The sequence below is a fragment of the Klebsiella sp. CN_Kp075 genome (assembly GCF_040065055.2).
Classification (GTDB): domain Bacteria; phylum Pseudomonadota; class Gammaproteobacteria; order Enterobacterales; family Enterobacteriaceae; genus Klebsiella; species Klebsiella aerogenes.
In genome coordinates, this window is sequence record NZ_CM198050.1 from 2,916,049 (window position 1) to 2,928,429 (window position 12,381).

Genomic DNA, 12,381 nt, shown 5'->3' on the forward strand with positions numbered 1-12,381 from the left:
GCGTTAAATAATAAATCGACTTAAAAATAGCGCTACTTCGCAAGCCATTTGCGCTGTGGCGGCTCATAGCGGTGGAATGCGGTCAAAATCTCCTGCACATCATCGCTAAAAGTCAGCATCTCAGCATAGCGGCGGTGCATAAACCCTTCGGCGGCCATTTTTTCCGCCATCGCCTGCAGCGGATTGTAATAGCCGTTCACATTCAGAAAAGCACAGGGTTTTTCATGAATACCGAGCTGCGCCCAGGTCCACTGTTCAAAAATTTCTTCCAGCGTTCCGGCTCCGCCCGGCATGGCAATGAAGCCGTCCGCCAGCAGCGACATTTTGTTTTTACGCTCATGCATATTCTCAACGACATGCAGCTCGCTTAGTCCGCTATGCGCAATCTCACGCTCCACCAGCCCGCGCGGCATCACGCCAATGACCCGCCCGCCGTGTTCTAACGCCGCGTCTGCCACGGCGCCCATGAGTCCTACTTTACCGCCACCATACACGAGCTCCACCCCGGCTTGCGCCAGCGCCTTGCCAACCTGTTGCGCGTAAATCTGATAAATCGGGTTGTCCCCGGTAGAAGAACCACAAAAAATGCCAATTGCTTTCATTACTGCGCTCCGTCGTTTATTTGCCGCACACTCTAGCATAAAGTCGGTGAGCGTCTCCCCTGCCAATCCGGGCAGAAAAACGCAACGAAGCGGGATATTGCTGAAGAAATATCCTTTATCATCAGTAAAATATGTGCGACATGGATAAAAGTTCTGCAAACGCGTCTATTCTGCAAGAAAAGTGACGTTTGCCTCTTGCCACATGGCCTCCCTGCCGTTAATATGCGTCCCCGTTGTCACCACAACATTGCGTTCATAGCTCAGTTGGTTAGAGCACCACCTTGACATGGTGGGGGTCGTTGGTTCGAGTCCAATTGAACGCACCATTTGCGTTTATAGCTCAGTTGGTTAGAGCACCACCTTGACATGGTGGGGGTCGTTGGTTCGAGTCCAATTAAACGCACCATTTGCGTCCGTAGCTCAGTTGGTTAGAGCACCACCTTGACATGGTGGGGGTCGGTGGTTCGAGTCCACTCGGACGCACCATTTCAATCATTATTGATTTGGTGCGCACTTCTCTTTTTTCCTCTTGCTTTTATCTACAACGCCATCAATCGCTGTACCTGAATACTCTCCAGTTTACCGTCCAGTATCGCCAGAAAATCATCATGATAGGGCATCGCAACGTGCTGTTTCAGATCGTCTTCCGAACGCCAACGCTCAATAAACACAAATGAGATCTTTCCTTGTTGGGAAAGCTGCCTGACATCAGGGATCTCCCGGCTTTCGTGCAGGTCGTATTGCAGGCACCCTGCTTCTCTGTGCGTCGGCGGCACCATGGCTAATGCCGCATTTCTGATGGTATCGATATATTCAGGATAAGGGGTCAGCGTGGCAACAATTTTGACTTCACTCATAAGGCTTCCTCTGGCTCACCGCGTTCCCCTGGATACTATCTCTATCCAGGGAGTGAATTATTGAGCGTAGTGGTGAAGCCAGAATTACGCCAGAGTCCGCGTCAGCGCCCTTTCTCATACACCGTCATGGTAAAGACGACGGGCAACTGGCTAACATTACAATATTCATGCGGCGCATCAGTACGCGCTACCGCAGAACATCCCTCTGCCACCTGATATTGGTCATTATTCACCGTCAGGGTGAGCTGCCCCTCGGTCACGTATAGCAGTTCGTAGGTGTCGGCCGGGTGCCCCGGCGAACGGAACGATTCGCCAGGCAGCATCCGCCACTGCCAGAGCTCAAGCATATCCGGTCCGCTGGTGCCGGCCAGCAGTCTGGCGCTGCCGCCCTGCTCGCCGCGCCATAATATCGGAATTGCGTCCCGGTCGATAAGATGGACCATCGGTTCACTGGCGACGTTGACAAACTCCGCCACCGACACCCCCATCGCCGCAGCGATTTTGCACAACATCGCGATACTGGGATTCGCCCGACACCCTTCGATATCCACCAGCATCCCTTTACTGACGCCTGCGCGACGGGAAAGCTCGTCGAGAGAGATCTTCTTTTCGCGTCGAAACTGCTTAATACGCCGCGATACCGCCTCATTAATGCGGCTTAGATCGTTGTTATTATCGGTCGTTATATTGACTTTGTCGTTCATCGGTCGATATTATGCTCTAAATCAGTCGTTACAGGATTATGCAATGTCTCACCCATTACCGTCAATTAGCCCACAGTTAGCCGCAATCGCCCCGGGGTTTCGGGCGCTGAGTATTACCGTCAACGCTGCGCCGCTACGTGATGCTTCTATCGGTGAAGCCGCGCTGGCCACAGCCTGTCAGGCGGTATTAGCCGGACAGCCCGCCTGGGCGGAAGATCATCTCGCGGCCTGGTCTACGGTATTCAAAGCGTTTGGCGCTAAGCCAAAACGCACGCCCTGCTCCGCGGAGGCGTTGCGTAAACGCGTACTGCGCGAGGGCGCCATGCCGGCAATTGACCCGGTCGTTGACCTCTACAATGCCGTTAGCCTGCGGTATGCCGTTCCGGTCGGGGGTGAGAACATCGCCGCCTATTGCGGCGCGCCGCGTCTGGTTATCGCCGACGGTTCTGAGCTTTTTGATACGATGAAGGAAGGCTTAGCCGCCGTTGAATCAGCGGAACCGGGAGAAGTCATTTGGCGTGACGATCGCGGCGTTACCTGCCGCCGCTGGAACTGGCGACAGGGAGTTCGCACCCGTCTGAGCGCTCGCGACCCGCAGATGTGGTTTATTCTGGAAAGCCTGCCGGAAATGCCGCTCGAAGCGCTGCATGAGGCCGGGCGGATGCTTACCGAGGGACTGGAGCAGATGATGCCCGGCCTGAGTCACCAGTCCACGTTAATCAGTCTGTAAAGGCAGGCGCAGGAGCAGGCGATGTCACTATTTTTAACCAGTTTTATCTTCGAGAAGAAAGAGTACGACGACGACTTTTATCAACTGGACGGCGTAATCGAACGCTACACCCGGTCGCTAGAAGGGTTTATCGGGATGGAGAGCTATCATGATGCCGCCAGCGGCAGAATCATCAATAATTACTACTGGCGTGACCGACAGTCTATGGAAATGATGATGAACCATCTGCAACACCAGCAGGCTAAAGCGCAGGGGCAACGCTGGATTGCCGGTTATCAAACCATCGTTGCCGAGATTGAGGGCAGCCATAATATGAACCTGCCCCATCCACTTGCGGAGTATCCACTACGCTATCAACCGCAACACCAGGAATAGACCGGCAAATACCGTTTCGGTTTATTCGGCCTGTTTCTGGCGAGTGACATAACGCCTCTTCCAGGCTTTCTTGCTACGACAGCAGGCGGTGGCTTTTGCCCAAGGCCGCAGCAATTGGGTATCTTGTAGTTCCTGCACCGCCGGGCTTTCACTCCAACGCGTCACTACTAAGGGGGATAGCGTGGTCATTACCATAGCGTTCTCCTTCAGGCGTTAACCATTCCGTAGTAAATTCAACAACTTCAGATAGAGAGTAGCACGCTTTACGGCAAGTTCCTTCAACATTTGTGTGGCTTTGTAAAGCCGCCACCCTATCAGCCCGCCCTATCATCCCCGCCTCCGTTTCAGATAAACATTCGCCGCCAATATTGATCATAAATTTTGAATGAGATACGCAAATTGTTTCGATTTTAAACAACCGGCATTGGTTCTATTCTTATCACATCGGAGCAACAGTGCTCCTCCCCAAACAAAAAATTTAAGGAATATGACCATGAAATCCATCAAAACTTTTGCTGCTGTTACCGTTCTGTCCCTGATGTCATTCGGTGCTTTCGCGCAGAGCGTGACGGCAACCGCTTCGACCCTCGACCGTGCGGAAGCGAAAATTGCCGCGCAGGCTGCAGAGCAAGGCGCGTCTTATAAAATCACCAGCGCCCAGTTCAATAACCGCGTCTATATGACTGCCGAACTGAGCAAATAATAGTGCGAGCATGGCGCGTCAGACATTCTCTCTGGCGCGCCGCGCTGCTTTTTAGCGAAGACAATGTTGTTGTCCCCTCCGTCGTTCACCTCTTCCAACCATTAATGAGATGTACTCTCCGCCAATGATTCAACCGGCTGGAAGAGACCGCAGCCATTAAACGCCTTTTCCATCCTGCTGCTGCTCAATAACCACTTGTTCCAGCACCACCGAGGCCTTATCCGCTATCCCGGCGCTGACTTTTGTCGCCAACACGTTAATAAATCCGCGCAGCTGCTGCGCCGTCAGGCCGTTGTGCAGGCTAATCGCGTAATGGCTCTTCAGCTGGCTTTCCACGCCGGATAGCGCTGCCAGCATTGAGATCGTCGCCAGCTCGCGCGTCGACCAATCCAGAACGTCACGCTGGAAAATATCGCCAAACAGATGTGCCTTCAGATAGCAGTCAATGGCCGGCGCAAAATCAAATAGCGGTCCGCTGACCGTTTGCCCTACCAGTTGTGTCTGATTACGGCTACCGGCCTGCAGGCTATCCCAGTTCTCCGGTAACGGGGTCGCTGTCGCCCCCTCGTTATCAATAACGCCTCGCGCCTGGCGCTCGGTTATCACCCTCATCAGGCAGGAGAGCGCATTCAGGCTCCGCGGAAAGCCGCAGTAGGCGTACAGCTGGACCAGCGTCTCTTTTAATTCATTTATCGTCAGGCCGGTATCCAGCGCGTTATCCAGCGCCGGGGCCAATGCCGCGATATTGCCTTCAGCGGCCAGGGCGGCAACCGGGATCAGCGCCTGTTGGCGCGCGTTCAATGGGTTTTGCATCGTTTGTTCTCCAAACGGAAAGTATCGACAGGAGAAGAGGATTATAGAAACTTGGCAGGGCGTTGATTAGCCAGGTGTTAACGAACAGACCTATGAGATGGGCTCATGAATTATCTATTACGATGCTCAGGGCTTCCTTGCCCTGGGGGATATTATTCGAAGTAGACTTCCGGGTTTTCCGACAATGAAACGAAGGTTTTGGTGTCTTTATCCAGCGCGCGAATATCGCCGCTTTCGATATCATAGAACCAGCCGTGCAGACGCAGGGTTTTGTCACGCAGGCCAACCGCGACCGATGGATGCGTTTTAATGTTGTTCAACTGGGCAATGACGTTTTCCTGCACCATACCGTTCACTTTATCGGTTTCACTGGCCCAGGTTTTCTTCTCAACCACCGCTTTCGCCGCGTCGGAGTAGCGCAACCAGTGGGAAACGGCAGGCATTGGTTCCAGACATTGGCAGGTGGCGATGGCTTTCATCGCGCCGCAGTTGGAGTGACCGCAGATAACAATATCCGTCACGCCAAGGGCGACAACGGCATATTCAATGGTGGCAGACACGCCGCCCGGCTCCGGTCCAAATGAGGGCACAATATTACCGGCATTACGAATAACGAACAGCTGCCCAGGTTCCTGCTGGGTAACCAGTTCCGGAACCAGGCGGCTATCGGAACAAGAGATGAACAACGCTTTAGGATTCTGGCTCGACGCCAGGCTGCGGAAGAGCTCTTTGCGTTGCGGGAAAATCTCTTTCTGGAAGTTGAGGAAGCCCTCAATGATATGTTGCATAGCAGTGTCTCTTTTCTCTGTAGTAATTACGATATGACAAAGATCACATTTAGTTAGTGTATCACCGAAGCGCAGAATGGGAATCGTTATTGGTAATAGCTGCACAATAAGCACCCAACCTCTCCTTTGGGTGCTTACCTCTGTGGGTCTACATAAAGAACTTCACCGCTTGTTGCAAGGTGGTCCCCATCCCCCACAGCAAGGGTATGCCGACCGCCAGCCAGCTTAGCGTCAGCAGCAGCGGCGCGGGCGTCGGTTCCCAGCTCAGCTGCGCGTCTTTATTGATAGTATACAGGCCCCTCGCCTGCTGCTGTTGCTCCGCGGTCATGGCATATTTCTGCGAAATCGGCCGAACCAGCTGATTACAAATAAAGCCGATGATAAGCAACCCGGTCAACGCCAGCAGCGTGATGTCATATATTCTCGCGGGTTCCACGCCTTGCGCCAGCTGGTATTCACGCAAATAGTTGACCAGCACCGGGCCGCTGATCCCGGCCGCCGACCAGGCAGTCAGCAGACGGCCATGGATCGCGCCAACCATTTGTGAGCCAAATACATCGGCGAGATACGCCGGGATGGTCGCGAACCCGCCGCCGTACATAGAGATAATCACGCAGAGCGCACAGACAAAAAACGCCACGTAGCCGCCGTGGTTAATGAGCGGCAGCGTGCCGTAAAGTAGGGTTCCCAGAAAGAAGATCAGCGCGAAGGTGACCTTCCTGCCGCACATATCGGAAACAGAAGCCCAGAAAAAGCGCCCCAGAATATTAAACAGGCTGAGCAGGCCGGTAAATCCCGCCGCCATCGTCGCGATGCGCTTCAGCTGTTCTGTATTAAGTTCCTGCCAGCCCAGATCCAGCGATAGTAACTTACCGGCAAAAATCTCCTGCAGCATCGGCGAGGCCATGCCGAGAATGCCGATCCCGGCGGTAACGTTAAGCCACAGCACCAGCCACAGCAGCCAGAACTGCGGAGTGCGCCACGCGACGCTGACGTGAACCTGAATGGTTGGCTGTTTGCCGATGACTTGCTGCGCTTTCGCGCCGCGCGGATGCCAGCCCATCGGTGGCAGGCGATAGCCGAATGTCCCACAGAGCATAAACAGCGCATAAATCACCGCCAGCGCCAGAATGCTTTGCCATACCCCAGTTTCCTGACCATCGGCGAAAAAATTAATCAGCCAATTCGCCAGCGGCGCCCCCACCAGCGCCCCGCCGCCGAAGCCCATGATCGCCATTCCCGCGGCCATCCCCCGCTTATCGGGAAACCAGCGCAACAGCGTTGAGACCGGCGAAATATAGCCAAGCCCCAGGCCAATGCCGCCAATCACACCGGCGCCCAACCACAGTAGCCACAGCTGATGAAAATAGATTGCCGCGCTCGCCAGCAGCAGGCCGCCACACCAGCAAAGGGTTGCAACGAAACTCACCAGACGCGGGCCAACCTTCTCCAGCCAGCTCCCCCAGAGCGCCGCGGAGCAGCCGAGAAAAACGAAGAACAGCGTATAGGTCCAGCCAAGCAGGGAAATTTTCCAGTCGCACTGGCGGGTAACCAGTTGCTGCCAGAATGACATATCGACCGGACACTGCAGCGGCGCGCTGCCGCCGATCAGCTGCGACATTGGCAGCCAGTAGACTGAAAAGCCGTAGGCCATACCAATGCACAAATGCACCGCCAGCGCCGCCGGTGGGACCAACCAGCGGTTAAATCCAGGTTTAGCAATAATGCGGGGCTTAGCAAAAAAACGACTCAACGATGAAACGGGCGGAGTCGCGAGATTCTCATTTATCTGCACCATGTTCCTGTCCTTATCATGTTTGTTTGCCGGCTATCGCAGCAGCCGATGGCAAACGGTAAAGGCAAGAACAATGCCACCTGCTGAAAAAACGAACAGAAAATGGTGACTGAAGCGAGCAAGCAGAACAGTTAAGCCATGAGGGAGGAGTTGAAAGCTGTAAAAAAAGAGAAAATCATCGGTAGTGATTTTCTCTTTTCCGGGCATTCGGCGCGTGATGCATGCCAGATCAATAACGATCGGCGATTTTGATAAACATTGCTCTCAGAGTGATACGGGTTATCAAACCCCGACCAGTTCATATTTTTTGATTTTACGATATAGCGTCGCAATGCCGATCCCGAGTTCATCGGCGGCCTGCTTTTTATTGCTATAACGCGTCAAAGCATCGCGGATCATCTGCTTTTCCATCTCCTCCAGCGCCGTTCCCCCCTCTTCTTCTTTCGCAACGCTGGCTGGCGCCGCCCCGGTGCTTTCACGCTCGTTGACTTTGCCGCTGCTGATAAGATTTGGCGGCAACAGCGACAGATCGATCACCTCACCGGAGGGAACCACGTTAACCAGGTACTCCATCAGGTTACTCAGCTCGCGAATATTGCCCGGCCAACGGTAGTTCTTCAGTAAGGCGATAACTTCCGGGGACACGCCGGGATAAACCAGCTCCAGCCGCCGGGTGTGCAGGTGCAGGAAATAGTGAATCAGCAATTCGATATCATCCTGACGCTCGCGCAACGGCGGCAGGCGCAGTGGGATGACATTAAGCCGATAGAACAAATCCTCGCGGAATTTGCCTTCGGCAATGAACTGCTCAAGATTCTGGTTAGTGGCCGAAATAATGCGGATATCGACCGGCACCGGATGACTCGCCCCCACCGGCTGAATTTCGCGCGATTCAATCGCCCGCAGCAGCTTAGCCTGCAGGGTTAACGGCATGTCGCCGATTTCATCGAGAAACAGCGTGCCGTGATTAGCTGCCTGAATCAACCCGGTCTTGCCGTTTGCCGACGCCCCGGTAAATGCGCCTTTGACGTAACCAAAGAGCTCGCTCTCCAGTAGCTGCTCGGGGATGGCCGCGCAGTTGATGGCGATGAAAGGCTTTGCCTGTCTGTCGCTGAGCTTATGCACCGCGCGAGCGACCACCTCTTTGCCGGTTCCACTTTCGCCGACGATCATTACGCTCGACGGGCTTGGCGCCACACGGGTAATCAGTTTTTTCAGCTGACGCATTGGCCGACATTCGCCAACCATCTGTTCAATCTGCGGGCCATCCTGCGGCGGCGCCAGATCGGCCGACGAATGCGACTGATGGAAGGCCATTAAGAACAGCCATTGATCCTGAATAGCGTGCAGCTGGCCGATAATCAGCTCTTTCTTATCATCAAAAGAAATGACGTGCTGAACGTGGCCGCGAATAAAATTTTGCGCAAAAGTCAGCGGACGAAAATGAATAGTTTTACCAATCATACTACCGTGATTCGCGCCAAGGATTTTCATTGCCGCCTGATTGGCAAATTTAACTTTTTGATCCTGGCTAACCACCAGCACGCCCTGATCCATGTTTTCAATCATGGTGGAAAACATTTTTAGCATATTGTCTCCCCCACCCTGGTCTTCTAACAGGCGGGAGACAAATATTGAAGAAACGTGTCGTACATAATCTGAGAACTCGTGGAGGTTGTCATTAATTCGCTCCTGCTGCTCGCGAGTTAGGGCGACCAGGCTAATAACCCCGACACACTGTTCCTGATAAATGACCGGGGTGCCCAGAAATGCCTTCTCTTTACAGTTCTCTTTATTGGTACACCCCTTACACAAGGGGTCAAAACGCGAATGAGTCACGACCTTTTCTTTTTTTGTTTCTATTATGTAACGTAAAAGTCGCGAATCTGTATTTAATTTTCGCCCCAGGAATTTACCGTAGGCGCCGGTACCGGCGACGCGGCACAGCGTATTATCGACAATCTCGACCTCGAGTTGTAACACGCTGGAGAGCATGCGGGCAAAACGTTGAATCGTTGGCTGAATCTGCATTAAAACGGATAGAGAATTGGAGGGAATCATAATTGACCTTTTAATATCAGTAGCCGAAAGAGAATGCTGAAGATCGACTCTTTTTATTCTGCGTTTATCATACTACCGCTGCGCAACTTGAAAAAAGGTACCAACCCTGCGCTTTTTTACGGCTTAAAGAAAATATGGAAGAGGTATCACATTTTCCTCTCAATATGATAATCCACAGGCCAAAATTATCATTTTGGTGTCGAAATCACCGTCGCAGAACGATATCCACGCTCGTCTGATGGATCAAATTAAATTTATCGTGACAACTGGCGAATGAATTTCATTTCTATCAATTGACCGTTATAAGCCATTTTTCGTGACCTGCCTCGCATAATTCCCGACTTTTTCGCTCGCGCACCGCGACTGAATTACAACTGGCACGCTTATTGTTAGTGGTAATACAGCGCTGGCCGTCGCCACTTACATCAATGTCATTTCGACTGCACAGCAATCAATAAGCCGTCATTCACTACCAGGATCGAAATATGAAAACTGTTAACGAACTGATCAAGGATATCAATAAGCTCAACTCCAACCTGCATGAAAAAGACTTCCTGCTGACGTGGGAGCAATCGCCGGACGAGCTGAAGCAGGTGCTGGATGTCGCCGCGGCGTTGAAAACGCTGCGGGCGGAAAACATCGCTACCAAAGTTTTTAACAGCGGGCTGGGTATTTCGGTCTTTCGCGATAACTCGACCCGCACCCGCTTCTCTTATGCCTCGGCGTTAAACCTGCTCGGCCTGGCGCAGCAGGACCTCGACGAAGGCAAGTCGCAGATCGCCCACGGTGAAACGGTACGTGAAACCGCCAATATGATCTCCTTCTGCGCTGACGCCATCGGTATTCGCGACGATATGTATCTCGGCGCCGGCAACGCTTATATGCGTGAAGTCGGCGAAGCGCTGGATGACGGCCACAAACAGGGCGTACTGCCGCAGCGCCCGGCATTAATAAACCTGCAGTGCGACATCGACCATCCGACGCAGGCGATGGCCGATCTGGCCTGGCTGCGTGAACACTTCGGCTCGCTGGAAAATCTGAAAGGTAAAAAAATTGCCATGACCTGGGCCTACTCGCCCAGCTACGGCAAACCGCTTTCCGTTCCGCAGGGGATCATCGGTCTGATGACCCGCTTCGGTATGGACGTCACCCTCGCCCATCCGGAAGGCTACGATCTGATCCCGGATGTTATCGAAGTGGCGAAGAAAAACGCCGCGGCATCCGGCGGCAGCTTCCGTCAGGTCACCGATATGGCGGAAGCCTTTAAAGACGCCGATATCGTTTACCCGAAATCCTGGGCGCCATACAAAGTGATGGAACAGCGCACCGAGCTACTGCGCGCCAACGACCATGACGGGCTGAAAGCACTGGAAAAAGCCTGTCTCGCCCAGAACGCCAATCACAAAGACTGGCACTGTACCGAAGAGATGATGAAGCACACCAAAGACGGTGACGCGCTGTATATGCACTGCCTGCCGGCGGATATTACCGGCGTCTCCTGCGAGGAAGGCGAAGTCACCGAAGCGGTGTTCGAAAAATACCGTATCGCCACCTATAAAGAGGCCAGCTGGAAGCCGTACATCATCGCCGCCATGATCCTCTGTCGCAAATATGCCAAACCCGGTCAGTTGCTGGAGCAACTGCTGCAGGACGCGCAAAAACGCATCAAATAACCTCGCAAGCCGGTCTGCGGGCCGGCTTCCCCGACTCCAAAGAAGGATAAGGACAGAATATGTCTGCTTTTTCGCTGAAAATGGATATTGCCGACAACCGCTTCTTTACCGGTGAAACCTCGCCGCTGTTTTCCCGTCAGCAGGCGCAACAGGCGCGTCATTTTCATCAAAAAATCGCCGGTTACCAACCGACGCCGCTGTATGCCCTGAAGGAACTGGCGGCGCTGTTCGGCGTAAAGAACATCCTGGTAAAAGATGAATCCCAGCGCTTTGGCCTCAACGCCTTCAAAATGCTCGGCGGCGCCTACGCCATCGCCCAGCTGTTGTGTGAAAAATACCGTCTCGATATTAACGCCTTCTCGTTTGATACCCTGAAATCCACCATCAAAGAGAAGATGACTTTCGCCACTACCACCGACGGCAACCACGGGCGCGGCGTCGCCTGGGCCGCCCAGCAGCTAGGGCAAAACGCGGTGGTATACATGCCGAAAGGTTCAGCGCAGGAACGCGTGGATGCCATTTTGCGCCTCGGCGCGGAATGTATCGTTACCGATATGAACTACGACGATACCGTGCGCTTTACCATGCAAACCGCGCAGAAAAACGGCTGGGAAGTGGTACAGGACACCGCATGGGAAGGTTACACCAAAATCCCAACCTGGATTATGCAAGGTTACGCCACCCTCGCCGATGAAGCGGTAGAACAGATGGCGGCGATGGGCATTGCTCGCCCTACCCACGTCTTCCTGCAGGCCGGTGTCGGCGCGATGGCAGGCGGCGTGCTCGGCTATCTGGTCGACGTCTTCGGCGCCCGCGATTTGCACTCGGTGATCGTCGAACCTGAACTGGCGGACTGCATCTATCGCTCCGGGGTAAAAGGCGACATCGTCAACGTCGGCGGCGACATGGCCACCATCATGGCCGGACTGGCCTGCGGCGAACCTAACCCGCTGGGCTGGGAAATCCTGCGCAATTGCGCCACCCAATTTATCTCCTGCCAGGATGCCGTTGCCGCCCTCGGTATGCGCGTACTCGGTAATCCCGTCGGCAATGATCACCGGGTTATCTCCGGGGAATCCGGCGCCGTCGGGCTCGGGACGCTGGCCGCCGTCCACTTCCATCCGCAGCGCCAGGCGCTGATGAACAAACTGGGGCTTGATAACCACTCCGTGGTGCTGGTCATCAGCACCGAAGGCGACACCGACGTGCAGCATTACCGCGAGGTCGTCTGGGAAGGCAAGCTGCCGGCAGCACAATAAACGTTCAATTTATTCAACATA

Annotated in this window: 13 protein-coding genes and 3 tRNA genes; 8 read left to right on the forward strand and 8 right to left on the reverse strand. The window is 53.9% G+C overall.

The genetic code is table 11. From position 1 onward, the window contains the following. Positions 1-32 precede the first annotated feature (32 nt). A complete protein-coding gene (locus tag ABLV78_RS13990; protein WP_047042772.1) occupies positions 33-602 on the reverse strand; it encodes an LOG family protein in 570 nt (189 codons plus the stop codon). 249 nt (positions 603-851) lie between these two features. On the opposite strand from ABLV78_RS13990, the gene ABLV78_RS13995 reads away from it, so the two are divergent. The 3 genes from ABLV78_RS13995 (at position 852) to ABLV78_RS14005 (ending at position 1,088) form a co-directional block, all read left to right on the forward strand. Then, positions 852-928 (forward strand) — tRNA-Val (locus tag ABLV78_RS13995). 3 nt (positions 929-931) lie between these two features. Then, positions 932-1,008: transfer RNA gene (locus tag ABLV78_RS14000), tRNA-Val, on the forward strand. A 3-nt stretch (positions 1,009-1,011) separates the two neighbouring features. Continuing rightward, positions 1,012-1,088, forward strand: a tRNA-Val gene (locus tag ABLV78_RS14005). Between the two features lie 53 nt (positions 1,089-1,141). Here ABLV78_RS14005 and ABLV78_RS14010 read toward each other — a convergent pair. Beyond that, a complete protein-coding gene (locus ABLV78_RS14010) occupies positions 1,142-1,459 on the reverse strand; it encodes a putative quinol monooxygenase (protein ID WP_045392507.1) in 318 nt (105 codons plus the stop codon). Positions 1,460-1,560: 101 nt separating this feature from the next. Continuing rightward, on the reverse strand, positions 1,561-2,163 hold the full coding sequence (locus ABLV78_RS14015) for a cupin domain-containing protein (protein ID WP_047042770.1): 603 nt from the start codon (positions 2,161-2,163) through the stop codon (positions 1,561-1,563). Positions 2,164-2,206: 43 nt separating this feature from the next. On the opposite strand from ABLV78_RS14015, the gene ABLV78_RS14020 reads away from it, so the two are divergent. Together ABLV78_RS14020 and ABLV78_RS14025 are read left to right on the forward strand one after the other, a co-directional pair. Beyond that, a complete protein-coding gene (locus ABLV78_RS14020) occupies positions 2,207-2,893 on the forward strand; it encodes a B3/B4 domain-containing protein (protein ID WP_045392513.1) in 687 nt (228 codons plus the stop codon). A gap of 21 nt (positions 2,894-2,914) precedes the next feature. Further along, entirely contained in the window at positions 2,915-3,268 is a 354-nt protein-coding gene (locus tag ABLV78_RS14025) for an antibiotic biosynthesis monooxygenase family protein (protein ID WP_047042767.1), read from the forward strand. Positions 3,269-3,289: 21 nt separating this feature from the next. Here the strand turns inward: ABLV78_RS14025 and ABLV78_RS14030 are convergent, their stop codons facing one another. Then, entirely contained in the window at positions 3,290-3,463 is a 174-nt protein-coding gene (locus ABLV78_RS14030; RefSeq protein WP_165430646.1) for a hypothetical protein, read from the reverse strand. A gap of 298 nt (positions 3,464-3,761) precedes the next feature. Between ABLV78_RS14030 and ABLV78_RS14035 the strand changes: the two genes are divergently transcribed. Next, the gene (locus tag ABLV78_RS14035) at positions 3,762-3,971 is read left to right on the forward strand and encodes a YdgH/BhsA/McbA-like domain containing protein (protein WP_015366896.1); all 210 of its coding nucleotides are present in this window, start codon (positions 3,762-3,764) and stop codon (positions 3,969-3,971) included. 156 nt (positions 3,972-4,127) lie between these two features. On the opposite strand, the gene ABLV78_RS14040 is transcribed toward ABLV78_RS14035, so the two are convergent. The 4 genes from ABLV78_RS14040 to ABLV78_RS14055 all read right to left on the reverse strand — a co-directional run bounded on the left by ABLV78_RS14040 (position 4,128) and on the right by ABLV78_RS14055 (position 9,428). Continuing rightward, the gene (locus ABLV78_RS14040; RefSeq protein WP_047042764.1) at positions 4,128-4,784 is read right to left on the reverse strand and encodes a carboxymuconolactone decarboxylase family protein; all 657 of its coding nucleotides are present in this window, start codon (positions 4,782-4,784) and stop codon (positions 4,128-4,130) included. Positions 4,785-4,936: 152 nt separating this feature from the next. Further along, positions 4,937-5,572, reverse strand: a complete 636-nt coding sequence (locus tag ABLV78_RS14045; RefSeq protein ID WP_015366898.1) for a carbonic anhydrase — start codon at positions 5,570-5,572, stop codon at positions 4,937-4,939. Between the two features lie 148 nt (positions 5,573-5,720). Then, positions 5,721-7,370, reverse strand: a complete 1,650-nt coding sequence (locus ABLV78_RS14050; RefSeq protein ID WP_047042761.1) for an OFA family MFS transporter — start codon at positions 7,368-7,370, stop codon at positions 5,721-5,723. Between the two features lie 279 nt (positions 7,371-7,649). Beyond that, positions 7,650-9,428 carry a sigma-54 interaction domain-containing protein gene (locus tag ABLV78_RS14055; RefSeq protein ID WP_047042759.1) on the reverse strand — a complete coding sequence of 593 codons (1,779 nt, stop codon included), beginning with the start codon at positions 9,426-9,428 and terminating at the stop codon, positions 7,650-7,652. A 485-nt stretch (positions 9,429-9,913) separates the two neighbouring features. Between ABLV78_RS14055 and ygeW the strand changes: the two genes are divergently transcribed. Both ygeW and dpaL read left to right on the forward strand, forming a co-directional pair. Next, positions 9,914-11,101, forward strand: coding sequence for a knotted carbamoyltransferase YgeW (gene ygeW, locus ABLV78_RS14060; RefSeq protein ID WP_015366901.1), 1,188 nt, complete (start codon positions 9,914-9,916; stop codon positions 11,099-11,101). 59 nt (positions 11,102-11,160) lie between these two features. Further along, positions 11,161-12,360: a diaminopropionate ammonia-lyase gene (gene dpaL, locus ABLV78_RS14065; RefSeq protein WP_045392528.1), complete on the forward strand. Its 1,200-nt coding sequence runs from the start codon at positions 11,161-11,163 to the stop codon at positions 12,358-12,360. The last annotated feature ends 21 nt before the right edge of the window (positions 12,361-12,381 follow it).

Coding starts and splice junctions, on each gene's coding strand:
- ABLV78_RS14035 (WP_015366896.1), top strand. CDS start 3,762: ATGAAATCCATCAAAACTTTTGCTGCTGTTACCGTTCTGTCCCTGATG.
- ABLV78_RS14055 (WP_047042759.1), bottom strand. CDS start 9,428: ATGATTCCCTCCAATTCTCTATCCGTTTTAATGCAGATTCAGCCAACG.
- ABLV78_RS14025 (WP_047042767.1), top strand. CDS start 2,915: ATGTCACTATTTTTAACCAGTTTTATCTTCGAGAAGAAAGAGTACGAC.
- ABLV78_RS14050 (WP_047042761.1), bottom strand. CDS start 7,370: ATGGTGCAGATAAATGAGAATCTCGCGACTCCGCCCGTTTCATCGTTG.
- ABLV78_RS13990 (WP_047042772.1), bottom strand. CDS start 602: ATGAAAGCAATTGGCATTTTTTGTGGTTCTTCTACCGGGGACAACCCG.
- ABLV78_RS14010 (WP_045392507.1), bottom strand. CDS start 1,459: ATGAGTGAAGTCAAAATTGTTGCCACGCTGACCCCTTATCCTGAATAT.
- ABLV78_RS14045 (WP_015366898.1), bottom strand. CDS start 5,572: ATGCAACATATCATTGAGGGCTTCCTCAACTTCCAGAAAGAGATTTTC.
- ABLV78_RS14040 (WP_047042764.1), bottom strand. CDS start 4,784: ATGCAAAACCCATTGAACGCGCGCCAACAGGCGCTGATCCCGGTTGCC.
- ygeW (WP_015366901.1), top strand. CDS start 9,914: ATGAAAACTGTTAACGAACTGATCAAGGATATCAATAAGCTCAACTCC.
- ABLV78_RS14015 (WP_047042770.1), bottom strand. CDS start 2,163: ATGAACGACAAAGTCAATATAACGACCGATAATAACAACGATCTAAGC.
- dpaL (WP_045392528.1), top strand. CDS start 11,161: ATGTCTGCTTTTTCGCTGAAAATGGATATTGCCGACAACCGCTTCTTT.
- ABLV78_RS14020 (WP_045392513.1), top strand. CDS start 2,207: ATGTCTCACCCATTACCGTCAATTAGCCCACAGTTAGCCGCAATCGCC.
- ABLV78_RS14030 (WP_165430646.1), bottom strand. CDS start 3,463: ATGGTAATGACCACGCTATCCCCCTTAGTAGTGACGCGTTGGAGTGAA.